General features: G+C 71.7%; 19 protein-coding genes. 13 read left to right on the top strand and 6 right to left on the bottom strand.

The genetic code is table 11. The annotated features are described in order from the left end of the window. Window positions 1-146: 146 nt before the first annotated feature. Both scpB and AC5P1B_RS19690 read left to right on the top strand, forming a co-directional pair. Window positions 147-725 (top strand): SMC-Scp complex subunit ScpB, encoded by a 579-nt coding sequence (gene scpB / locus AC5P1B_RS19695; protein ID WP_493888641.1) that lies wholly within the window; start codon window positions 147-149, stop codon window positions 723-725. Further along, a complete protein-coding gene (locus tag AC5P1B_RS19690; protein WP_493888605.1) occupies window positions 725-1,771 on the top strand; it encodes a pseudouridine synthase in 1,047 nt (348 codons plus the stop codon). The genes scpB and AC5P1B_RS19690 overlap by 1 nt, the downstream gene beginning before the upstream one ends. A gap of 179 nt (window positions 1,772-1,950) precedes the next feature. Here the strand turns inward: AC5P1B_RS19690 and AC5P1B_RS19685 are convergent, their stop codons facing one another. Both AC5P1B_RS19685 and AC5P1B_RS19680 read right to left on the bottom strand, forming a co-directional pair. After that, a complete protein-coding gene (locus AC5P1B_RS19685) occupies window positions 1,951-2,721 on the bottom strand; it encodes a nucleotidyltransferase domain-containing protein (RefSeq protein ID WP_493888604.1) in 771 nt (256 codons plus the stop codon). Window positions 2,722-2,959: 238 nt separating this feature from the next. After that, the gene (locus AC5P1B_RS19680) at window positions 2,960-3,322 is read right to left on the bottom strand and encodes a DUF952 domain-containing protein (protein ID WP_493888603.1); all 363 of its coding nucleotides are present in this window, start codon (window positions 3,320-3,322) and stop codon (window positions 2,960-2,962) included. Window positions 3,323-3,526: 204 nt separating this feature from the next. Between AC5P1B_RS19680 and AC5P1B_RS19675 the strand changes: the two genes are divergently transcribed. From AC5P1B_RS19675 to der, 4 genes are all read left to right on the top strand, one after another. Continuing rightward, window positions 3,527-4,612, top strand: a complete 1,086-nt coding sequence (locus tag AC5P1B_RS19675; protein WP_493888602.1) for a prephenate dehydrogenase — start codon at window positions 3,527-3,529, stop codon at window positions 4,610-4,612. A 118-nt stretch (window positions 4,613-4,730) separates the two neighbouring features. Next, the gene (cmk, locus tag AC5P1B_RS19670; protein WP_493888601.1) at window positions 4,731-5,432 is read left to right on the top strand and encodes a (d)CMP kinase; all 702 of its coding nucleotides are present in this window, start codon (window positions 4,731-4,733) and stop codon (window positions 5,430-5,432) included. 8 nt (window positions 5,433-5,440) lie between these two features. Continuing rightward, window positions 5,441-6,136 carry a lysophospholipid acyltransferase family protein gene (locus AC5P1B_RS19665; RefSeq protein WP_493888640.1) on the top strand — a complete coding sequence of 232 codons (696 nt, stop codon included), beginning with the start codon at window positions 5,441-5,443 and terminating at the stop codon, window positions 6,134-6,136. Window positions 6,137-6,197: 61 nt separating this feature from the next. Next, the gene (gene der, locus AC5P1B_RS19660) at window positions 6,198-7,658 is read left to right on the top strand and encodes a ribosome biogenesis GTPase Der (RefSeq protein WP_493888600.1); all 1,461 of its coding nucleotides are present in this window, start codon (window positions 6,198-6,200) and stop codon (window positions 7,656-7,658) included. Window positions 7,659-7,766: 108 nt separating this feature from the next. Here the strand turns inward: der and AC5P1B_RS19655 are convergent, their stop codons facing one another. Beyond that, the gene (locus AC5P1B_RS19655) at window positions 7,767-8,081 is read right to left on the bottom strand and encodes a hypothetical protein (RefSeq protein ID WP_493888599.1); all 315 of its coding nucleotides are present in this window, start codon (window positions 8,079-8,081) and stop codon (window positions 7,767-7,769) included. 254 nt (window positions 8,082-8,335) lie between these two features. Continuing rightward, a complete protein-coding gene (locus tag AC5P1B_RS19650) occupies window positions 8,336-9,112 on the bottom strand; it encodes a DUF8842 C-terminal domain-containing protein (RefSeq protein ID WP_493888598.1) in 777 nt (258 codons plus the stop codon). Window positions 9,113-9,667: 555 nt separating this feature from the next. On the opposite strand from AC5P1B_RS19650, the gene AC5P1B_RS19645 reads away from it, so the two are divergent. The 4 genes from AC5P1B_RS19645 (at window position 9,668) to AC5P1B_RS19630 (ending at window position 13,408) form a co-directional block, all read left to right on the top strand. Next, entirely contained in the window at window positions 9,668-10,918 is a 1,251-nt protein-coding gene (locus AC5P1B_RS19645) for a glycosyltransferase family 4 protein (protein WP_493888597.1), read from the top strand. After that, entirely contained in the window at window positions 10,915-11,847 is a 933-nt protein-coding gene (locus AC5P1B_RS19640) for a hypothetical protein (RefSeq protein WP_493888596.1), read from the top strand. The genes AC5P1B_RS19645 and AC5P1B_RS19640 overlap by 4 nt, the downstream gene beginning before the upstream one ends. A 111-nt stretch (window positions 11,848-11,958) precedes the next feature. Next, a complete protein-coding gene (locus AC5P1B_RS19635; protein WP_493888595.1) occupies window positions 11,959-12,129 on the top strand; it encodes a hydrophobic protein in 171 nt (56 codons plus the stop codon). Window positions 12,130-12,406: 277 nt separating this feature from the next. Further along, window positions 12,407-13,408: a helix-turn-helix transcriptional regulator gene (locus tag AC5P1B_RS19630; RefSeq protein ID WP_493888594.1), complete on the top strand. Its 1,002-nt coding sequence runs from the start codon at window positions 12,407-12,409 to the stop codon at window positions 13,406-13,408. Here AC5P1B_RS19630 and ctaD read toward each other — a convergent pair. Then, window positions 13,368-15,065 carry an aa3-type cytochrome oxidase subunit I gene (ctaD, locus tag AC5P1B_RS19625; RefSeq protein WP_493888593.1) on the bottom strand — a complete coding sequence of 566 codons (1,698 nt, stop codon included), beginning with the start codon at window positions 15,063-15,065 and terminating at the stop codon, window positions 13,368-13,370. The two genes, AC5P1B_RS19630 and ctaD, sit on opposite strands and share 41 nt — an antisense overlap. Before the next feature lie 558 nt (window positions 15,066-15,623). Here ctaD and AC5P1B_RS19620 point away from each other — a divergent pair. Continuing rightward, on the top strand, window positions 15,624-15,839 hold the full coding sequence (locus AC5P1B_RS19620) for an I78 family peptidase inhibitor (RefSeq protein ID WP_493888592.1): 216 nt from the start codon (window positions 15,624-15,626) through the stop codon (window positions 15,837-15,839). 153 nt (window positions 15,840-15,992) lie between these two features. Here AC5P1B_RS19620 and AC5P1B_RS19615 read toward each other — a convergent pair whose 3' ends face one another. Next, a complete protein-coding gene (locus AC5P1B_RS19615) occupies window positions 15,993-16,949 on the bottom strand; it encodes a phosphatase PAP2 family protein (RefSeq protein ID WP_493888591.1) in 957 nt (318 codons plus the stop codon). Between the two features lie 707 nt (window positions 16,950-17,656). Between AC5P1B_RS19615 and AC5P1B_RS19610 the strand changes: the two genes are divergently transcribed. Next, the gene (locus AC5P1B_RS19610; RefSeq protein ID WP_493888590.1) at window positions 17,657-19,414 is read left to right on the top strand and encodes an MFS transporter; all 1,758 of its coding nucleotides are present in this window, start codon (window positions 17,657-17,659) and stop codon (window positions 19,412-19,414) included. A gap of 185 nt (window positions 19,415-19,599) precedes the next feature. After that, window positions 19,600-20,787, top strand: a complete 1,188-nt coding sequence (locus AC5P1B_RS19605; protein ID WP_493888589.1) for an acyl-CoA dehydrogenase family protein — start codon at window positions 19,600-19,602, stop codon at window positions 20,785-20,787. Window positions 20,788-20,842 lie beyond the last annotated feature (55 nt).

The following is a 20,842-nucleotide window of genomic DNA, read 5'->3' as shown; positions in this document are numbered from 1 at the left end:
ACATCCAGGCCCCTGACGCCCAGGCCCCCGGCGTCCGGGCCGCAGCGGAGCCGTACGCCGCTCCTGACGCCGCTTCCCAGCTCCCCGCGTCCGGGGCGGAGGGCGTCGCCGGTCTTGAGCTGCGTCCCGCGCTTGAGGCGGTCCTCATGGTCATCGACGAGCCCGCCACCGAGGAGCACCTGGCCAAGGTGCTCGCCCGGCCGCGCCGCGCGGTCGCCGACGCGCTGCGCGAGCTGGCCGACGAGTACACCCGGCAGCGGCGCGGTTTCGAGCTGCGGCTGGTCGCGGGCGGCTGGCGTTTCTACTCGCGTCCCGAGTACGCGGCGGCCGTCGAGGGCTTCGTCCTGGACGGCCAGCAGGCCCGCCTTACGCAGGCCGCGTTGGAGACGCTGGCCGTCGTCGCGTACCGTCAACCGGTCAGCCGTTCGCGCGTCTCCGCCGTGCGCGGAGTGAACTGCGACGGTGTGATGCGGACCCTCCTGCAGCGCGGTCTCGTGGACGAGGCGGGGACGGAACCCGAAACAGGTGCGATCCTGTACAGGACGACGAACTACTTTCTGGAGCGGATGGGCCTGCGTGGCCTGGACGAGCTGCCCGAGCTGGCACCGTTCCTGCCGGAGGTGGACGCCGTCGAGGCGGACTCGTTGGAAGGAGTCCCCTCGTTCGACCCGGACGCACCGGATGACGCAGAGACCACTACGGCTTACTCGACTACGGAACCTTGATGCGAAGCAGCGACAGGAACAGCGGCGGCAACCGGAACCCCCGGAGCGGGGGTGGCGGCAAGCGCGGCGACGGGAAGCGCTCAGGCACCCCCCGGCCCGAGGAGCGCCGCTATGACGTCGGCAGCACGGGGCAGTCGGGCGCGAACAGGCCGGGCGGTGTCGGACCCGCCAAGCCCGCGGGCAGGCCGACCGGCCGGCCGGTCGGCAACCGGGGCCGCAAGCCCGTCCCGGCACGCCCGCGCGAACTCGACGCCCAGATCGAGGAGCGCAACCGGGCGCGGCACAGCAAGCCGCAGGTCAAGACGCCCAAGACCTTCGGTGAGCAGGAGGGTGAGCGGCTGCAGAAGGTCCTCGCCCGGGCGGGCATGGGCTCGCGCCGTGCCTGCGAGGAGCTGGTCGACCAGCGTCGCGTCGAGGTGAACGGGCAGATCGTCACCGAGCAGGGCCTGCGCGTCGACCCCGCCAAGGACGAGATCAAGGTCGACGGGCTCACCGTCGCCACGCAGTCGCATCTCTTCTTCGTGCTGAACAAGCCCGCCGGAGTCGTCTCCACCATGGAGGACCCCGACGGCCGCCAGTGCCTGGGGGACTACGTCACCAACCGGGAGACCCGGCTCTTCCACGTGGGACGTCTCGACACCGAGACCGAGGGCATCATCCTGCTCACCAACCACGGCGAGCTTGCGCACCGCCTCACGCATCCCCGGTACGGCGTGAAGAAGACTTACCTCGCCGCGATCCAGGGCCCGATCCCGCGTGACCTCGGCAAGCGGCTGAAGAACGGCATCGAGCTGGAGGACGGCTACGCCCGCGCCGACCACTTCAAGGTCGTGGAGAACGTCGGCAAGAACTACCTGGTCGAGGTGACCCTCCACGAGGGCCGCAAGCACATCGTGCGCCGGATGCTCTCCGAGGCCGGATTCCCGGCGGAGCGGCTGGTGCGCACGCAATTCGGCCCGATCCCGCTCGGCGACCAGAAGTCGGGCTGGCTGCGCCGCCTGACCAACACCGAGGTCGGCATGCTGATGCAGGAAGTGGAGCTCTAAGGGGCACCACAGGGCGCTGAGCGCCCTTCTGCGGCCGCTGGGGCATGGTGGCGCCAAACGGCGCCTGCCGTGCCCCAGCGGGCCGCAGGCGCCCGTATGCGGGCTTCCTGTCTCTTCTGTGCTAGCCGTGCGCGGCTGCCCCTGGTCCCTCGGCGTCCTCGCCTCTCGTCACCGCCTCCTCAGAGCGCGGCCCGGCGCACCCGGATCAGGAAGTCCTCGACGCGGGCCCGGTCGGGCTCGGCGGGCAGCGGGGTGCGGGTCGCGTACGCGTCGGCCTCCGCCCGCAGCCGCTCCAGCCGCCGCTCGACCTCCGGCCAGGACACCTCGCCCCGCTTGACGGCGAGCAGCCATTCCCTGTCCTCGCCCACGTCGATGCCGAGCTCGCCGGTACGCAGCAGGTCGCGGCAGCTGGCGAGCAGCCGGAGCAGGTGCATGGCGTGCTTCCAGCGCGGCGCTCCGTACTGCCGCATGTCGGCGTCCAGCTTCCTGCGCTGGCCGGCGGCGTACCCGACGAAGGTCTGATGGGCCCGCCGGGACAGGAAGGCACCGCGCAACGCGAGCAGTTCCCGTCCGGTCTCGTCGATCCGCTCCACGACGGGGGAGTGCAGGCATTCCAGGATGTTGGGGTTGGCGCGCAGCGCCAGTTCGCAAAACCGCTCCAGTTCCCAGGAGAACTGCTCCTCGGCCGGTCCCTCGACGTGGGTCGGCGGCTTCTCGAAGCGCCAGAACGAGGCCGTCGGCGCGACGTAGACGCCTCGGCGGTCGGTGTCGCTGTCCTCCGTGGCGAGCCCGAAGGCGCGCGAGCCCATGACGCACGCGTAGACGGTGTGCCCGGTGACGAGTGCGTGGCCGTAGGAGGTCGACGGCGCCGAACCGGGCGGCGTGCCCGGGCCTGCTGGGTCCGGCGGAGGGCCGCCCGATGCGGGGCGGACGGCGGGTGGCTGGTGCATGGCGTGATGGTGTCCGCCGACCGGCGCGCGCGTCACCCGAATTTCGGCCCGCGCGCTACGGGGCACGGAGCCTGGGGCACGGAGCGACGGAGCCGCCTCCGGCACCCTGTCAGAAAGGGCAGGCCCCCCAGGGCTACCAGCCCGGCCGGCAGCGGCCAACCGCCGGGCTCGCCCCACCGGACTCAGGACGCCGGGCTCGCCCCGCCGGGCTCAGGACCACGGGCTCGCCCCACAGGGCTCAGGACCACGGGCCCAGGGACACCGCCCTGCCCTCCTCGTCGCGCTTGACCTCCATCATGCCCACCACCGCCGTCCGGTTGATGTGCCCGTACACGTGCGGGAACTGGGCCCCGGCGGAGACACCGGGCGGGGGCTCCGGGTGGGCCGCCTCCCAGCGCACCATGACGTCGAGCTTGGCCTCGTCGATGAGCAGCACCATCAGCGGGCCGACCGTCTCCCGGAACAGCGCGGTGGCGATGGTGAGCGCGCTGGTCTCGTCCGGCGAGCAGTGCACGAAGCCGTCCTCGGCGAACGGGGGCGGGGCGTACGGACGGTCCGGCACGGCCAGCCAGTCGTCCAGCGGGACCACGTGGTAGATCATGCGGAACGTTCTACCGGAAGCCGGGCGCCGCCGGGCCGGTGCGGCACGTACGGATGTGGCCCCACGCGGGCACGCGCGCGGGAGCGGGTCCGGATGCGTCTCGCTGGGCGGTCGGCGCGGCGCGGCCCCCTTGCCGCTGGTTAGGGTGGCCGGGGAAGCGGCATGCGGTAGCGCCCGCCCGAGCGCGCAGAAGGACAGCCCACAGTGAGAACCGCCCTCGTCATCGGCACCGGCCTCATCGGCACCTCGGCGGCGCTCGCCCTCGCGGGCCGCGGGGTCCAGGTGCACCTCGCGGACCACGACCCCGGGCAGGCCCGTACCGCGGCGGCGCTCGGCGCGGGAAGCGACACCGAGCCGGAGGGCCCCGTCGACCTGGCGATCATCGCCGTACCGCCCGCGCATGTCGCCGACACCCTCGCCGACGCGATGCGCCGCGGCCTCGCCCGCGGCTACCTGGATGTCGCCAGCGTCAAGGGCGGCCCGCGCCGCGAGCTGGAGGCCAAGGGCTGTGACCTCACCCACTACCTGGGCACGCATCCGATGGCGGGGCGTGAGCGGTCCGGGCCGCTGGCCGCCACGGCCGACCTCTTCGAGGGCCGCCCCTGGGTGCTCACGCCCGGCAGGGACACCGATACCGAGGTGCTGAACCTGGCGCTCGAACTTGTCGCGCTGTGCCACGCCGTGCCCGTCATCATGGACGCCGACGCCCACGACCGCGCGGTGGCCCTCGTCTCCCACACCCCGCAGCTCGTCTCCAGCATGGTCGCCGCGCGGCTCCAGGACGCCGACGAGACGGCCGTACGGCTGTGCGGGCAGGGCATCAGGGACGTGACCCGGATCGCCGCCTCCGACCCGGCGATGTGGATCGACATCCTCTCCGCGAACCCGGGCCCCGTCGCCGACGTCCTCGCCGCGCTCGGCGCCGACCTGGAGGAGACCGTACGGTCACTGCGCGCCCTGGAGTCCGCCGACGAGGACAAGCGCGACCTCGGTGCCTCCGGGATCGCGGACGTCCTGCGCAGGGGCAACGCGGGCCAGGTCAGGGTCCCGGGCAAGCATGGTGCGGCCCCGATGGCGTACGAGAGTGTGACCGTCTACATCGGGGACCAGCCGGGCGAGCTGGCGCGGATCTTCGCCGACGCCGGGCGGGCCGGGGTCAACATCGAGGACGTGCGCATCGAACACGCGACCGGTCAACAGGCGGGCCTCATCCAGCTCATGGTCGAGCCGCGGGCGGTGTCGGGGCTGACGCTGGCGCTGCGGGAACAAGGCTGGTCCATCCGCCAGTGACCGCGGGGGCACGGGGCGGTCATTTCAACCAGTAACCTTGGCGGAGACTTCTCGTTCCGTGAACGCTCCATCATCCGCCCCGTAGAACGCCCCGTGCTTGAGGAAGGTGTCTGTCACCGTGGAAACCGCCGCCAGGACCGCACCGGCAGCAGTGATTGTCGGCATCGACGGCCCCTCCGGCACGGGCAAGTCCAGCACCTCCAAGGCGGTCGCCGCCAAGCTGGGCCTGCGCTACCTCGACACCGGGGCCCAGTACCGGGCCATCACCTGGTGGATGCTGAGCAACGGAATCGACGTCAACGACCCGGCGGCCGTCGCCGAGGCCGCGGTCAAGCCCACCATCGTTTCCGGCACCGACCCGTCCGACCCGGTCATCTCGGTCGACGGCGCTGACGCCGCAGGGCCGATCCGCACCCCGGAGGTCACGGCCGCGGTCAGCGCGGTCAGCGCCGTCCCGGAGATCCGGGCCCGGCTGACCGAGCTGCAGCGCGCCATCGCCGCGGCGGCGCCGCGCGGCATCGTGGTCGAGGGCCGCGACATCGGCACCACGGTCCTGCCGGACGCCGACCTGAAGATCTTCCTCACCGCGTCGGAGGCCGCCCGGGCCGCCCGCCGCAGCGGTGAGATGGGCGGCAAGAGCGCCTCCGACCTCGCGGCCACCCAGGCGGCGCTCGCCAGGCGCGACGCCGCCGACTCCGGCCGCAAGGCCTCGCCGCTCGCGAAGGCGGACGACGCGGTCGAGGTGGACACCACCGAGCTGACCCTGGAGCAGGTCATCGAGTGCGTCGTCACCCTCATCGAAGACAAGCAGGCCAAGTGAGCGCGACGATGACGCGCACGGCCACCGATCAGGCGCCGGCACCGAGCGCGGGCGGCGCGGCGATCGGCCGCCGGATCGGCATCGGCCTGATGTACGGGCTGTGGAAGCCCCGGGTGCTCGGTGCGTGGCGGGTGCCCGCCACAGGGCCGGTCATCTTCGCTGTGAACCACTCGCACGCGCTGGACGGCCCGATGCTGATGGGCACCGCGCCCAGGCCGGTGCACTTCCTGATCAAGAAGGAAGCCTTCATCGGCCCGCTCGACCCCTTTCTGCGCGGCATCGGCCAGCTGAAGGTGGACCGGGCGAGCGCCGACCGTACGGCGATCACCAACGCGCTCGGCGTGCTGCGGCGCGGCGGCGTGCTCGGGATCTTCCCCGAGGGCACCCGGGGCGAGGGCGACTTCGCCTCGCTGCGCGCCGGGCTCGCGTACTTCGCCGTGCGCGGCGGAGCCCCGATCGTGCCCGTGGCGGTACTGGGCTCCGGCGACCGGCGGGGCCGGGCCATATCGGCGGTGCCACCGCTGCGGAGCCGGGTGGACGTGGTCTTCGGTGACCCGTTCTCCGCGACCGACGAAGCCCCGGGTCCTGCGGGACAGGCCCCGCGCGGCAGAGCAACCCGAGCGGCCCTGGACGCGGCGACAGTCCGCATCCAGGCGCGGCTGAGCGAGCACCTGGCCGACGCCAGACGCCGCACAGGCCGCTAGACGAAACGTGAGAGGCGGGCCGTGAGGGCGCGCCGATGAGGGACGACGAGGAACACACTTCATGAACGACCAGATCCACACCGGCGACGAGCACGGTGCGCTTGGCGACGCCGAGTACACGGAGTTCATGGAGCTCGCCGCGCAGGAGGGCTTCGACCTCGACCAGGTCGAGAGCGACCTCGCGGCGGCCGGTCACGGCCCGCTGCCGGTGCTCGCCGTCGTCGGCCGCCCCAATGTCGGCAAGTCGACCCTCGTGAACCGCATCCTCGGCCGCCGTGAGGCCGTCGTGGAGGACCGGCCCGGGGTCACCCGGGACCGGGTGACCTACGAGGCCGAATGGGCCGGCCGCCGCTTCAAGGTCGTCGACACCGGCGGCTGGGAGCAGGACGTCCTCGGCATCGACGCCTCGGTGGCGGCGCAGGCGGAGTTCGCGATGGAGGCCGCCGACGCGGTCGTCTTCGTCGTGGACGCCACCGTCGGCGCGACCGACACCGACGAGGCCGTCGTCAAGCTGCTGCGGCGGGCCGGGAAGCCCGTCGTGCTGTGTGCCAACAAGGTGGACGGGCCGTCCTCCGAGGCCGACGCCGCCGCTCTCTGGTCGCTCGGCCTCGGCGAGCCGCACCCGGTCTCGGCGCTGCACGGCCGCGGCACCGGCGACATGCTCGACGCGGCCCTCGACGCCCTGCCCGAGGCGCCCGCGCAGACCTTCGGCACCACCATCGGCGGGCCGCGCCGGGTCGCGCTGATCGGCCGCCCCAACGTCGGCAAGTCCTCCCTGCTCAACAAGGTCGCGGGAGAGGAGCGAGTGGTCGTCAACGAGGTGGCGGGCACCACCCGCGACCCGGTGGACGAGCTGATCGAGCTCGGCGGCAAGACCTGGAAGTTCGTGGACACGGCCGGTATCCGCCGCCGCGTGCACCTCCAGGAGGGCGCCGACTACTACGCGTCGCTGCGTACCGCCGCCGCGCTGGAGAAGGCGGAGGTCGCGGTCATCCTGATCGACGCGAGCGAGTCCATCAGCGTGCAGGACCAGCGGATCATCACCATGGCGGTGGAGGCCGGGCGCGCCCTGGTCATCGCGTACAACAAGTGGGACAACCTCGACGAGGAGCGCCGCTACTACCTGGAGCGGGAGATCGAGCGGGACCTGGTGCAGATCCCGTGGGCGATGCGGGTGAACGTCTCGGCGCGCACCGGGCGGCACATGGAAAAGCTCGTCCCCGCGATCGAGACGGCGATCGAGGGCTGGGAGACCCGCGTCCCCACCGGCAGGCTCAACGCCTTCCTCGGTGAGATCGTCGCCTCGCACCCGCACCCGGTTCGCGGCGGCAAGCAGCCCCGCATCCTGTTCGGGACGCAGGCGGGCACCAAGCCGCCACGGTTCGTGCTCTTCGCTTCCGGCTTCCTTGAGGCGGGCTACCGCCGCTTTGTGGAGCGACGGCTGCGTGAGGAGTTCGGCTTCCCGGGCACGCCGATCCACATCTCGGTGCGGGTCCGCGAGAAGCGCGGCCGTAACAAGTAAGCCGCGCGCGTGGGCCTCCGCACTCCGGTGCGCCCGCGCGCACGAGGGAACGCCGCGCACGCGGGTGTGACGGGCACGCGAACACGACGGCACGGGTACCAGCGCGAGCTAGAGCCCGTGCCGTCTGCTGTCGCGGGGCGCCGGAGGCAGCGCGGCGGGCGGGTTCATCCGCTGGTTCAGCCCTGCCGTCGTCCAGGTCCCCCCGTCCCACGATCCGGCGCGCTCCCAGGACCCCGCGCGCTCCCACTGCCCACGGTGATCACGCGGACCGAACGCGGTGAACTCCAGGTCCTCCTCGCCCACGCGGTCCCCCGGAAGCGCCCGGAAGGACCTGCGGTACTCCGCGTACAGCGCGTCGTAGATCGGGGTGGCCGACTGCTGCTGCCTGGTGGGAGCGGTGGACGATTCGTGGGAGGGCCGCATGGCGGGGATCGGGTGTTGGTAGGGGTCTCGGGAGGCGGGGTCGTATGAGTGCACGTACGTGCCAACGACCTGATCGTCCGCCGGATGCGGGGCCGGGGAAGAATGCGCTGTTCGTACGGCATATGGACGCGGCGACGCGGGGGCCGAGACGCGCGTGAACGGCGGGGGCGTCATTCCTCCGTGCCCGTGCCGGGGGCCATGGGCGTCCGTGCCGACGGGGCGCCCGATCCGCGCCGGCCTCGGCGTGGGGGTCGTCACGTGCCCGCGAGCGGCATGGCGGCGGCGACGAGCGCGCCCCGCGCGGCGGCCCGGTCCAGTGCTTCGCGCAGCAGGTCCTCGCGCGGCTGCTGGCCGACGACTCCCGCGGGGGCGGCGTAGACGAGCACCATCTGCGACTTGTTCACGGCGGTCCGCCACCCCTCGGTGACCTGCAGCGGCTGGTGCGCCTGCCACCAGGCCGTCGCCGCGCCGCCGCCCGTGCCGGGCTGGAGGACGGCGTGCAGCTGGCCCATCGCCAGCAGTACGGACCAGCCCGCGTTCACCCCGGGCATCTGCTCCATGTCCGTGACCGTCTTGAAGCCCTGCTCCACCAGGAGGGGCAGGAAGTCGTCGCCGGGGCTGTTGGAGCCGGGGCGCACGATCGGCCCCGTCGGTTCCACGACGAGCGCCGGGTGCACCTCGCCGTCGATCAGGATCAGGCCGCTGGTGACACCGAGCACCGCCTGCCGGGGGTCGCTCTTCTCACTCGGGTCGATCCCGCCGGTGATGGACTGGACGGCGCCCTGCAGCTGCTCCTCGGAGACCGTGACGACCTGCGAGGGGATGCAGGTGGCGTGCGCGAAGGCGAGGACGGCGGTCTCCTCGCCGACGAAGAGCACCGTGCTGGTGGGCTCCTGGGCGGCGTCGCCCGGGGTGCGGCAGGAGGTGCAGTCGTAGTTTCCCGGGGTGTTGTCGCCGACGAGCAGCCGTTCGGCTTCTTCGTCGCCGATCTCGGCGCGAACGTCGTCGCTGACGTCGAGCATGCGCGGCACGGGTAGCTCCTCGATCTCGGTGAGCGCCGGGTGGGCCCCGGCTCGTAATGAACACAACGGGTGATCAGCGGCCGGGGTCACGCGGCGGTGGCAGGCGGAATCACGCCGTGCCGGGGCGGGCTGGGAGCAGCCGTCAAGGAAGCGCTTACCCCGCACGGGTGGCCGTCGCGGGACGGCCCTCGGGGGCGCCCGGGCCATGGCCGGGGAGACCGGCGGCCATGCCGCCGTTGACCAGTGGCAAGGCTCCCGCGCCCCTGCCCGCTGTGGTCACGTCGGGACGCTCGGTGGCGCCTGAACGGCCCTGGAGGCACGCTGGGAGGTGTGACAGTTCACTCAACCTGGTGACACGCCGCACCCCGGGGCGTCGGCCGCACCTTCTCGACCAGCCATGATGATCACGAATACTCGAAAGTTCCCCGAAGGCGCTACCGATTTCACATCGCTTGTGGAACAAGATGGTCATAGGGGCCAACCCAGCAACCGTTATCGCGGTCTAACCCAGAGGTAGGCGGACGAGAGGGACCGTCCGCGGGGAACCGTGGGATACGGGGACGGATGCATATCTCATTCCTGATTCATAATGCGTACGGCATCGGAGGGACGATCCGGACCACGTACAACACCGCGCGCACGCTCGCGGAGCAGCACGACGTGGAGATCGTCTCGGTGTTCCGGCACCGGGATGAGCCGGTCTTTGACCCTGGCCCGAACGTGACGCTGCGTCACCTTGTGGACCTCCGCAAGGGCAGCCCGACGTACGAGGGCGACGATCCGCGGCACGCCAGACCCGCTCGCGTCTTCCCCAAGTCCGAGGGGCGCTACAAGCAGTACAGCCAGCTCACCGATGTCCGCATCGCGGAGTACCTGGAGAACCTGGAAACCGATGTGGTGGTCGGCACGCGCCCGGGGATCAACGTCCACGTCGCCCGGCAGGCACGGCGCGGTGTGGTGCGCGTGGGACAGGAGCATCTGACGCTCAGCACCCACTCCAAGGCGCTGAAGAAGACACTGCGCGGCCTCTACCCGCGCCTTGACGCGGTGACCACCGTGACCGAGGCGGACGCCGAGTCCTACCGGGACCAGCTGCGGCTGCCCGGCGTGCGGATCTTGGCGGTGCCCAACAGCGTGCCCGCCTCCGGCGTCGCACCCGCCGACGGCACCGGCAAGTGGGTCGTGGCCGCCGGGCGGCTGGCGCCGGTGAAGCGTTACGACCTGCTGATCAAAGCTTTCGCCAAGGTCACGGCGCAGCGCCCCGACTGGCGGCTGCGGATCTACGGCGGCGGCGCCGAGCGGGCCAAGCTGCGCGCACTGATCGACAAGCTCGGCCTCTACAACCACGTCTATCTGATGGGCCCGGCCAACCCCCTCGACCCCGAGTGGGCCAAGGGTTCCATCGCGGCCGTCACCTCCAGCCTGGAGTCGTTCGGCATGACCATCGTCGAGGCGATGCGCTGCGGACTGCCGGTGGTCTCCACCGACTGCCCGCACGGTCCTGGCGAGATCATCGACCACGGCGTGGACGGCCTCCTGGTGCCGACCGGCAACGTCGACGCGATCGCCGCCGCCCTGCTCGACCTGATCAACGACGACGAGCTGCGGCGGCGCATGGGCCAGGCCGCGCTGAAGAACTCCGCCCGCTTCGATCCGTCCCGGGTCGCCGGGCACTACGAGACCCTCTTCAGCGACCTGGTGTCGCGCGGGGGACTGCGTGGCTCGTTCCACCGCACGCGGGGCGCCCTGCTCAGCGGCGTCTACGCGACGAAGGACGTCGGCCGGCTGGCGTTCAGAAAGGTACGTGCCGCATGACCACCTCCGCTCAGCTGCCTGCCGACGCCCCCAGCCCCCAGCAGCCCGAGGAGGGCCCCACCGTGGCGACCCCGCCGCGCGCCGACTGCGTCGCGGACTCCGCGGGCGGGCTGACCTTCGACATCAGTGACATGCCCGTGCCCGGCACCGGCCCCGACTGGAGCGCCGCGCTGGTGCTCATACGCCGTGGCGGGGACAGCGATGCCGACGAGGTGCGGCTGCCGCTCTCCCCGGCCGCCGACGACCGGCTGCGAGCGGTGCTGCCCAGCACCGTCGCGCTCCCCGAGGGCCGCTGGGACGTCTACGTGGCGTGCGCCGACGAGGAGCCGCGCAGGCTGGCACCCGGCCTCAACGACCTGCGCTCGCTGGTCGACCGCAGGCCGGGTCCCAGCACGTCGCCGCTGGCCGTCCGCATCCCGTACACGACCAAGCACGGCAACGTCTCGCTGCGCAGCTGGCTGCGCACGCCGCATGTGGAGGCGGGGGAGATACGGATCGAGGACGGCGTGCTGGCCGGGCGCGGACGGCTGTACCGCGTGGAGCGCCCGGCCGCCTGGCTGTCCGGCGCTGTCGTACGGGCGCGGCTGCGCCGTGACCGGGCCGTGGAGTGCGCGGTGCCGGTGACGGCGGACGGTGCCGACTTCGCCTTCACGCTGCCGTACGAGGAGCTCGCGGCGCACTTCACGGGCGGCAAGGACGTATGGGACCTGTGGCTGTGCCGGCCGGAGCCCGCTGCCGCGGGGGATGACGGGCAGGACGCGGTGGCGGCCGGTGAGGCGCGGATCGGGCGCGTCCTGGACGATGTCGCGGACAAGAAGCTGATCTTCACCTACCCGGCGTCGCGGGTCGCGGCCAAGCACAGGACCGTGCGGGCCGTCCCGTACTACACGATGGACAACGACCTCTCCGTGTCCGTCGAGGAGGTGTAGCCACGCGCCGTACGCGCGGGGCGGCGGTGCGGGACTTCCCGGCCGCTCACCGTGCGCGACGGTGCATGGACAGGTCCGGCAGGGGCACCCGGTGGTCCGGAGGTGCCAATCATGGGTCCTGTTCTGGTTGTTCTGCTGCTCGCCCTGTTGTTGTTCGGCCTGGGGTTCGCGGTCAAGGTGCTGTGGTGGATCGCGATCGCGGTGCTGCTCGTCTGGCTGCTTGGTTTCCTCGTCCGTTCGACGACCACGGGAGGCCACCGCTCGCGGTGGTACCGGTGGTGAGAAGAGGACGGCGCCGGCCGGGCGGACCCGTCGGCGCCCGCCAGGCCCAAGGGCCCGCGCTCGGGTAGCGGCCGCGCGCCGCACCCGTCCGCGATGACGAGGCCCCGTCCGGTCGGCCCCGCCGTTCTCCGGTCCTACGGGACTCCGGGGACCACGGGGCCGCCGGGCTACGGGAACGCTGAGCACGGCGCCGGGAGTCCGGGGCCTCCGCTCCGTTCCCGGCCGTTTTCCACCCTTGCGGACCGAGGGTGTCCGCAAGGGCTGGCACACTGCGGGCATGCTGGAAACCTCGGCCCGTCTGCTCCGCCTGCTGTCGCTGCTTCAGGCCCACGGCGGCTTCGCGCCCATGGACGGCCAGGCCGGAGGCGAGGGCCGCCGCAGCTGGTCGGGCGCCGACCTGGCCGAGCGGCTGGGCGTGACGCCGCGCACGGTACGCCGTGACATCGACCGGCTGCGCGAACTCGGCTACCCCGTGCATTCCGTGCCCGGCACCGCGGGCGGCTATCAGCTGGGCGCCGGAGCCGAGCTGCCGCCGCTGCTGCTCGACGATGAGGAAGCGGTCGCCGTGGCCGTCGGCCTGCGCACCGCCGCCGGGGGTGGCGGCGTCGAGGGCATCGAGGAGAGCACGGTGCGGGCCCTCGCCAAGCTGGAGCAGGTGCTGCCGCACCGGCTGCGCCGCCGGGTGTCCGCCTTGAACGCGTACACGGTGCCGGTGGCCCACGGCGGACCCACCATCGACCCGCGCACGCTCACCGAGCTCGCGCACGCGTGCAGGGACCGCGAGGTGGTGCGCTTCGCCTACCGCGACCACAACGGTGGCGTGAGCCGTAGGACCACCGAGCCCTACCGCCTGGTGTGCAGCCGCTCCCGCTGGTATCTGGTCGCCTGGGATGTGGACCGGGCGGACTGGCGTACGTTCCGGGCCGACCGCGTCGAGCCGAAGCCGCCGCACGGACCGCGCTTCGAGCCCCGCCGCCCGCCCGCCGAGGACCTGGCCGCCTACGTGTCGCGGGGCGTGTCCACCGGCGCGTACACGGAGCGTGCCACCGTACTGCTGCGGGTGCCCGTCGAGCGGGCCGCTGAGACGGTGTCGCCGACGGCCGGGGTGCTTGAGGCCGTCGATGAGAACAGCTGCTTGCTGCACACGGGGGCGCACGGGCTCGATGTGATCGTGGTGCACATCGCGCTGATGGGGTTCGACTTCGAGGTACGCGAGCCGCCCGCGCTCCGCGAGCACATCAGGGACTTGCGCGACCGGCTCGATCGGGCTCTGCGCTGATCTGCTCCTCCTCAAGCCGCGCCACCTGCGGGTGGTGCAGATCGAAGGCGGGGGACTCGGAGCGGATGCGGGGCAGCGTCACGAAGTTGTGCCGGGGCGGCGGGCAGGAGGTGGCCCACTCCAGCGAGCGGCCGAACCCCCACGGGTCGTCCACCTCGACCTTGGTCCCGTACATGGCGGTCCGCCAGATGTTGTACAGGAACGGCAGCGTGGAAAGACCCAGCAGGAACGCGCCGATGGAGGAGACCGTGTTGAGCGCGGTGAAGCCGTCGGCCGCCAGGTAGTCCGCGTACCGCCGTGGCATGCCCTCCACACCCAGCCAGTGGTGCACCAGGAACGTCGTGTGGAAGCCCACGAACAGGGTCCAGAAGTGGATCTTGCCCAGCCGTTCGTCGAGCATCTTGCCGGTGAGCTTCGGCCACCAGAAGTAGAAGCCCGCGAACATCGCGAAGACGACCGTGCCGAAGACGACGTAGTGGAAGTGGCCGACCACGAAGTACGTGTCGGTGACGTGGAAGTCCAGCGGCGGCGAGGCGAGGATGACGCCGGTGAGCCCGCCGAACAGGAAGCTCACCAGGAAGCCGACCGACCACAGCATCGGTGTCTCGAACGACAGCGAGCCCTGCCACATGGTGCCGATCCAGTTGAAGAACTTCACGCCGGTCGGCACCGCGATCAGGAAGGACATGAAGGAGAAGAAGGGCAGCAGCACCGCGCCCGTAGCGAACATGTGGTGTGCCCAGACCACCACCGAGAGGCCGGTGATGGCCATCGTCGCGCCGATCAGCATGACGTAGCCGAAGATCGGCTTACGGGAGAAGACCGGCAGGATCTCGGTGATGATGCCGAAGAACGGCAGCGCGATGATGTAGACCTCGGGATGGCCGAAGAACCAGAACAGGTGCTGCCACAGCAGTGCCCCGCCGTACTCGGCTTCGAAGACCACCGACCCGAACCGCCGGTCCGCCTCCAGGCACAGCAGCGCCGCCGCCAGCACCGGGAAGGCCACGAGGACCAGGATCGACGTGAAGAGCACGTTCCAGGTGAAGACGGGCATCCGGAACATCGTCATCCCCGGGGCGCGCATCCCGATGATGGTGGTGAGGAAGTTCACCGCGCCGAGGATGGTGCCGAAGCCGGACATCGCGAGACCCATGATCCACATGTCGGCGCCGATGCCGGGTGACCGGGTCGCGCTGTTCAGCGGCGCGTAAGCGAACCAGCCGAAGTCGGCCGCGCCGTCGGGCACCAGGAAGCCGCCGAGCACGATCAGCCCGCCGAACAGGAACAGCCAGTACGACAGCATGTTCAGGCGCGGGAAGGCGACGTCGGGCGAGCCGATCTGTAACGGCATGATCGCGTTGGCGAATCCCGCGAAGGTCGGCGTCGCGAAGAGCAGGAGCATGATCGTGCCGTGCATGGTGAACGCCTGGTTGAACTGCTCATTGGAGATCACCTGCATCCCCGGGCGCGCCAGCTCGGCGCGCATCAGCAGCGCCAGCAGCCCGGCGACCAGGAAGAAGCCGAAGGACGTGATCAGATACAGGTGCCCGATCTTCTTGTGGTCCGTGGTGGTCAGCCAGTCCACGATGACGCGGCCGCCGGGCCGCCGCACCCGTACCGGCCCGGTAGCCGCCTGAGCGGTCTCCGTTCCCATGCCTGCTCCCTCTAGCGTCAGCTGTGCCGGGGCTTCGGGTACCCGCCATGATGCTCGTCGTGCGGTCGGCGCGCGAGGGTGCGACACGCATGCGCTGTGCCGATCTGCCCCCTTCTGCCCCGGCCGTTGACCGGTGTGAGAGGCCCGGCACCCGGCCCTTGTCGGGCTTGTCTGGTGTGTCTGTCATGTGGGTGTCGGTGGGGAAGTCGGTGCGTGCGGGTATGGCCAAACCTGTGTACGAGCAAGCCGCGCAATGTGGCGGAATTGTGCTCACCTGAGGTATCCCCGAAGCGATTATCAACCGCTACGCAATAGGCGGTCCCGGGGTCGTCCCGCAGTCGATCAGGAGGCTGTTTCCGGGCGGCTGCGAAGGTTATTGCCGAGAACTCGGCCACGTCTTCTGATGGTGAACAGAAGGCCCTTACGAGTGACGTGCGTTACGGCAAACCGGGCCGCGTTTTCTGTGACACAAGTGTGACCACTGACGGGCGACAGGGTGAAGCCCCGGTGCGCTGACCCGCCTTCCGCCGCCCGCCCCGGCCGCTTACGGTGGCTGGCATGGCACCTCTACCCACACCACCGGCAGAACCCGCTGACGACCTCGACTCCTACGTCGGGCTCGACAGCGAGACCGCCGAGCAGCAGGCACGGCAGCGCGGCTGGACGACCGTCAGGTCGCTCCCGCCCGGCGCGATCATCACCATGGAGTATCTGGGCGGCCGACTGAATTTCACTGTCCAGGGCGGCGTCGTCGAGCGCTGCTGGAAGGGCTGAGCGCGCCCGGGGCCCCGGGCGCGACGGATACGGGCGGCGGGCGCCCGCCACCACCACGACGACGGCCCCGGCACTCCTGTGTGGAGTGCCGGGGCCGTCGTCGAAGTCGGTCGCCGTGCGCCGTCCGCGCGGCAGCGGGCAGACGCCGGGGCCTCAGCCGCCGGTGCGCCCGCGCTGGGCGGCGGGCCCGAGCGGCGCGGTCCGCGGCCCGCGGTCCGCGTGCGGCGGACGGCGGCTGCCGGTGGGCGTGACCGGGGTCCGCTCGGAGCGGGCGGTGTGCGGCCGGGACGGGTGATGCGGCCAGGTCTCCGAGCTGCGTGCCGCGCCGCCCGAGCGACCGCCCGCCGTGACCCGCTCGCGGCCGGTGGGCTCCTCCTCCGGCGCGCCGCGCGGTGTGCTCAACGCGGGGCTGGCCAGGGGAGAAGCCGGCTGGGGGAGGAGCGGGGAGCCCGTGCGCAGCCGCTGCCAGGCCATCCGCAGCACCATCTCGGCCCAGGCCATGGGTGCCTCGAACACCGGCAGCGCGAGCAGGATCAGCAGTCCGGCAGCCCAGCCGAGCAGCACATCGCTCACCCAGTGGGTGCCGAGGTAGACGGTCGTCATGCCGACGCCGAGGGTGACCACGGCGGCGATCACGGAGGCGACCCTGCGGGCCTGCGGGGTGGTCGCCAGGTAGGCCAGCACGCCCCAGGTCACGACGGCGTTCGCGGTGTGACCGGAGGGAAATATATCGCCGTCGGCCCACATCTCGTTCGAACCGACCACGGTGGCGTAGTGCGGACCGAGGCGGCCCATCCCGAGCTTCGCCGCACCCACGGTCGCGTTGAGCAGCAGCAGCGAGGTCCCGAGCAGCAGCAGCGGGCGCACGGTGCGCTGTCTCCAGCAGCACCACCCCAGCCAGGCGGTGACAGCGACCGCCGTCGGGCCGCGCTGGCCCAGCACCACGAAGTAGTCCAGGAAGGTGTGGATTTCCGGCCACTGCTTGTACGGCCGGAACAACATGACTTGCCAGTCGAGCTTCACCAGCCACGAGGTGGTGAGCACGCCGACCACGGTCGCCACATAGACCGCGAGAGTCGACCCCAACAGCCAGCCGCGCGTCCGCGTCATGCGCGGTCGCGCTGCTTTGGTCGGGCGCTCCTCGGCCTGAGGAAGCTTGTCATCGGTACGCACTCAATCGACATTACATTGCGTGACAGGTGACTTCGGTCGATCACGTCTCTTTGTGATGACGATGTGATGTGGAGCGGGTCTCGTTCTCAGCATTGCCGTTCACGATTCCACGAAATAGCCGAAGCCGCCGCCTATTCCCCCGGCCTTCTCGTAAGGGACCCGGAGAACCCGTTTATTGTATTAGCGCTCCGCCGTTTATCGGTGATTGGCCGTGAGGTTCCCGGCTGTTTCCCCGCCGGTCGCCGTGGGGCGACCTGCCGGGCCGCCGGACGTGCCCCGGTGCCAGGGTCGGTGCCGGCCTGCCGCGCCGCCGCCGGGGCGCCCACGGTCGGGCGGGCGGCGTCAGCGGGTCGGTCGTTCCCCCGATTATCCGGCACGCGTACGAACGTGCCGACCGTCGCCGCAGTGGGCACACATCCCGGGGCAGGAACGTTCCTGCCCCGGTCGGACGGGGCCGGTACGCAGGTCAGGCGGGGGCTTGGGACGAATGGGACAAGGGTCTCAACGTGAGGTGAGGCACTCGACCCCTGTGACGACTCGCGTACTCTGACGTCTCACTCGCCCAATGCCGCCGGGCCGCCGGGCTGTCCCACGACGCCCCGCCACGCCCCAGCGCCGCGAGCGCACCACAGGGAGGTACGTACATGACCGGGACGACCACAGCCGGCACTCAGCGGGCAGCGGGCGTTCCCTGGTTCTGGCGTGACTGGCGCGACCCGAGCAGCGGAGCCAACCGCTGGGTCGTGCTGTTCGTGCTCTGCGTCAGCCTCCTGCTCGTCGCCGTGGACGCGACCGTGCTGCACGTGGCGGTCCCGGCCGTCAGCGAGGATCTGCGCCCCGGCTCCATGGAGCTGCTGTGGATCGTCGACGTCTACCCGCTGGTCTGTGCCTCGCTGCTGATCCTCTTCGGGACCCTCGGTGACCGGATCGGCCGCCGCAAGGTCCTGCTGCTCGGCTACGGCCTCTTCGGGCTGGCCTCCGCGCTCGCCGCCCTGGCCACCACCCCGCTGATACTCGTCGTGGCCCGCGCCCTGCTCGGCGCGGGCGGCGCCATGATCATGCCGGCCACGCTGTCGATCCTCCGCCAGGTCTTCCCCGACCGGCGTGAGCGCGCCCTCGCCATCGGCGTGTGGAGCGCGGTGGCGGCGGTCGGCGCCGCCGCCGGGCCGCTGCTCGGCGGCTTCCTGCTGGAGCACTTCTGGTGGGGCTCGGTCTTCCTCATCAACATCCCGCTCATGGTGGTCGCCCTGCCCGTAGGGCGCTGGGTGCTGCCCGAATCCACCGGCGACGGCGACGGGCCCTGGGATGTGCTCGGCGCGCTGATGGCGGCCTTCGGTCTCTTCGGCGCGGTTCTCGGCGTCAAGCAGCTGGGCAACGGGGGAGACCTCTTCGAGCCAGGGACGCTCGCTCCCGCCGTCTTCGGCGGCACCCTGCTCTTCCTCTTCGTCCGCCGTCAGCGGCGCCGGAGCCAGCCGCTGGTGGACCTGACGTTGTTCGCGCGGCCCGCGTTCGGCACCTCCGTCGGCTGCATCGTGCTCGCGATGCTCGCCCTCGTCGGCCTGGAGCTCATAGCCGCGCAGTACCTCCAGCTCGTCCTCGGACTCACCCCGCTGGAGACCGGCCTGCGCCTGCTGCCGCTGACCTTCGCCGCCATGGCCGCAGGACTCGCGGGCTCCCGGCTGCTCCACCGCCTCGGCCCCCGCACGATGGTCGCCACCGGCTTCCTGATCACCGCCGCCGCCGTCCTCTCACTGACGGTGATGGGCCAGGAAGACCGCCCCGGGGTGCTCATCGGCAGCTTCGTCCTCCTCGGCTTCGGCCTGGAGACCACCCTGTTCGGCGCGTACGAGTCGATGCTCAGCGAGGCTCCCGCCCACTCGGCGGGCGGCGCGGCCGCCATCGGCGAGACCTCCTACCAACTGGGCGCGGGCATAGGCATAGCCCTGCTCGGCAGCGTGATGAACGCCGCGTACGGGCCGCCCGTCGCCGGCACCCCCGGTGTACCCAGCAAGGACAGCAAGGCCGCGAGCCATTCGCTGGGTGAGGCGTACGAGGTCTCCGACCGGCTCGGCGGACCGGCGGGCAGCGCGCTGCGCGCCGCCGCCCGTGAGTCCTTCGTGAACGGGCTGCACGTCACGCTCGCCGTCAGCGCGGCCCTGCTGCTGCTCGGCGCGGCCGCCGCGCTGCGCCTGCCGCGCGCCATGGACTGCGCGAGCGGGGACGCCGCCGCCTGCGCCCTCGCGGACTCGCCGCAGGCCGCGCGGGACCACGACAGCGCCCCGGACGACCGGCGCTCCGGCGCCTCCGCGGACGAGCACCACGGCCCGGCGCAGGGCCACGGCACCGAAGCCGCCGCAAGCCCCGGGGTCCGTGACCTCGCCCCGTCTTCCTCCCACCGCTGACCGCCCGTCGGCGCGGGCCGCCGCGGGCCCGTGGGCCAGAACTGACCGGGGGAGGGCTGGACGCCATCTCTTACCCAGAAGTAACGTCAGGCGTGACGGGATGATCACTCCGGACGCCGAGGCGGTACGGGCCCCTGGCTGCCGGTCCCCGCACGCAGACCCGCACCCGAGCCGGAGGCTGTCCCATGTCCGCGCGCACTCTGCCGCCGTTCGACCCGACCGACCCGCTGGGCATCGACGACCTCCTCAGCCCCGAGGACCTGGCGGTGCGGGCCACCGTGCGCCAGTGGGCCGCCGACCGCGTCCTGCCGCACATCGCCGACTGGTACGAGCGCGGCGAACTCCCCGTCATCCGCGAGCTGGCCAGGGAACTGGGCTCGATCGGCGCCCTGGGGATGTCCCTCCAGGGCTACGGCTGCGCGGGCGCCAGCGCCGTCCAGTACGGCCTGGCCTGCCTGGAACTGGAGGCCGCCGACTCGGGCATCCGCTCCCTCGTCTCCGTCCAGGGCTCCCTCGCCATGTACGCGATCCACCGGTTCGGCTCCGAGGAGCAGAAGCAGCGGTGGCTGCCGCCGATGGCCGCGGGTGAGGCGATCGGCTGCTTCGGCCTGACCGAACCCGACCACGGTTCCGACCCCGCGGGCATGCGCACCACCGCGAAGCGGGAGGGATCGGACTGGGTGCTCACCGGCCGCAAGATGTGGATCACCAACGGCTCGGTGGCCGCCGTCGCCGTGGTGTGGGCGCAGACCGACGAGGGCATCCGGGGCTTCGTCGTACCGACCGACGTCCCCGGGTTCTCCGCTCCCGAGATCCGCCACAAGTGGTCCCTGCGCGCCTCGGTGACCAGCGAACTCGTCCTCGACCAGGTACGGCTGCCCGCCGATGCCGTCCTTCCCGACGGTATCGGACTGCGCGGACCGCTCAGCTGCCTCAGCCACGCGCGCTACGGAATCGTGTGGGGCGCGATGGGCGCGGCCCGCGCCAGCTTCGACGCGGCCCTCGAATACGCCAAGACCCGCGAGCAGTTCGGCAAGCCCATCGGCGGCTTCCAGCTCACCCAGGCCAAACTCGCCGACATGGCCGTGGAGCTGCACAAGGGCGTACTGCTCGCCCACCACCTCGGGCAGCGCATGGACGCGGGACGGCTGCGGCCCGAGCAGGTCAGCTTCGGCAAGCTCAACAACGTGCGCGAGGCGATCGACATCTGCCGTACGGCCCGTACGATCCTCGGCGCCAACGGCATTTCGCTGGAGTACCCGGTGATGCGGCACGCCACGAACCTGGAATCGGTGCTCACCTACGAGGGCACCGTCGAAATGCACCAGCTGGTGCTCGGCAAGGCGCTCACCGGGCTCGATGCCTTCCGGTGAACCGGCGGGTGGGCACGGGCCGAGCGGAGGCCCGGCGGCGTGAGCTGGGACTTGC

The organism is Streptomyces sp. A01, from assembly GCF_059026195.1.
The sequence above is the reverse complement of the archived record's forward strand: the minus strand, read 5'-3'. Positions and strand labels throughout refer to the sequence as shown.

Bases quoted from the DNA above. Each gene is read 5' to 3' on its own strand.
- AC5P1B_RS19665 (WP_493888640.1), top strand. From the start codon at position 5,441: ATGACGCGCACGGCCACCGATCAGGCGCCGGCACCGAGCGCGGGCGGC.
- AC5P1B_RS19635 (WP_493888595.1), top strand. From the start codon at position 11,959: ATGGGTCCTGTTCTGGTTGTTCTGCTGCTCGCCCTGTTGTTGTTCGGC.
- AC5P1B_RS19645 (WP_493888597.1), top strand. From the start codon at position 9,668: ATGCATATCTCATTCCTGATTCATAATGCGTACGGCATCGGAGGGACG.
- AC5P1B_RS19690 (WP_493888605.1), top strand. From the start codon at position 725: ATGCGAAGCAGCGACAGGAACAGCGGCGGCAACCGGAACCCCCGGAGC.
- AC5P1B_RS19610 (WP_493888590.1), top strand. From the start codon at position 17,657: ATGACCGGGACGACCACAGCCGGCACTCAGCGGGCAGCGGGCGTTCCC.
- AC5P1B_RS19630 (WP_493888594.1), top strand. From the start codon at position 12,407: ATGCTGGAAACCTCGGCCCGTCTGCTCCGCCTGCTGTCGCTGCTTCAG.
- AC5P1B_RS19620 (WP_493888592.1), top strand. From the start codon at position 15,624: ATGGCACCTCTACCCACACCACCGGCAGAACCCGCTGACGACCTCGAC.
- der (WP_493888600.1), top strand. From the start codon at position 6,198: ATGAACGACCAGATCCACACCGGCGACGAGCACGGTGCGCTTGGCGAC.
- ctaD (WP_493888593.1), bottom strand. From the start codon at position 15,065: ATGGGAACGGAGACCGCTCAGGCGGCTACCGGGCCGGTACGGGTGCGG.
- AC5P1B_RS19685 (WP_493888604.1), bottom strand. From the start codon at position 2,721: ATGCACCAGCCACCCGCCGTCCGCCCCGCATCGGGCGGCCCTCCGCCG.
- AC5P1B_RS19680 (WP_493888603.1), bottom strand. From the start codon at position 3,322: ATGATCTACCACGTGGTCCCGCTGGACGACTGGCTGGCCGTGCCGGAC.
- AC5P1B_RS19640 (WP_493888596.1), top strand. From the start codon at position 10,915: ATGACCACCTCCGCTCAGCTGCCTGCCGACGCCCCCAGCCCCCAGCAG.
- AC5P1B_RS19655 (WP_493888599.1), bottom strand. From the start codon at position 8,081: ATGCGGCCCTCCCACGAATCGTCCACCGCTCCCACCAGGCAGCAGCAG.
- scpB (WP_493888641.1), top strand. From the start codon at position 147: ATGGTCATCGACGAGCCCGCCACCGAGGAGCACCTGGCCAAGGTGCTC.
- AC5P1B_RS19605 (WP_493888589.1), top strand. From the start codon at position 19,600: ATGTCCGCGCGCACTCTGCCGCCGTTCGACCCGACCGACCCGCTGGGC.
- AC5P1B_RS19615 (WP_493888591.1), bottom strand. From the start codon at position 16,949: ATGACGCGGACGCGCGGCTGGCTGTTGGGGTCGACTCTCGCGGTCTAT.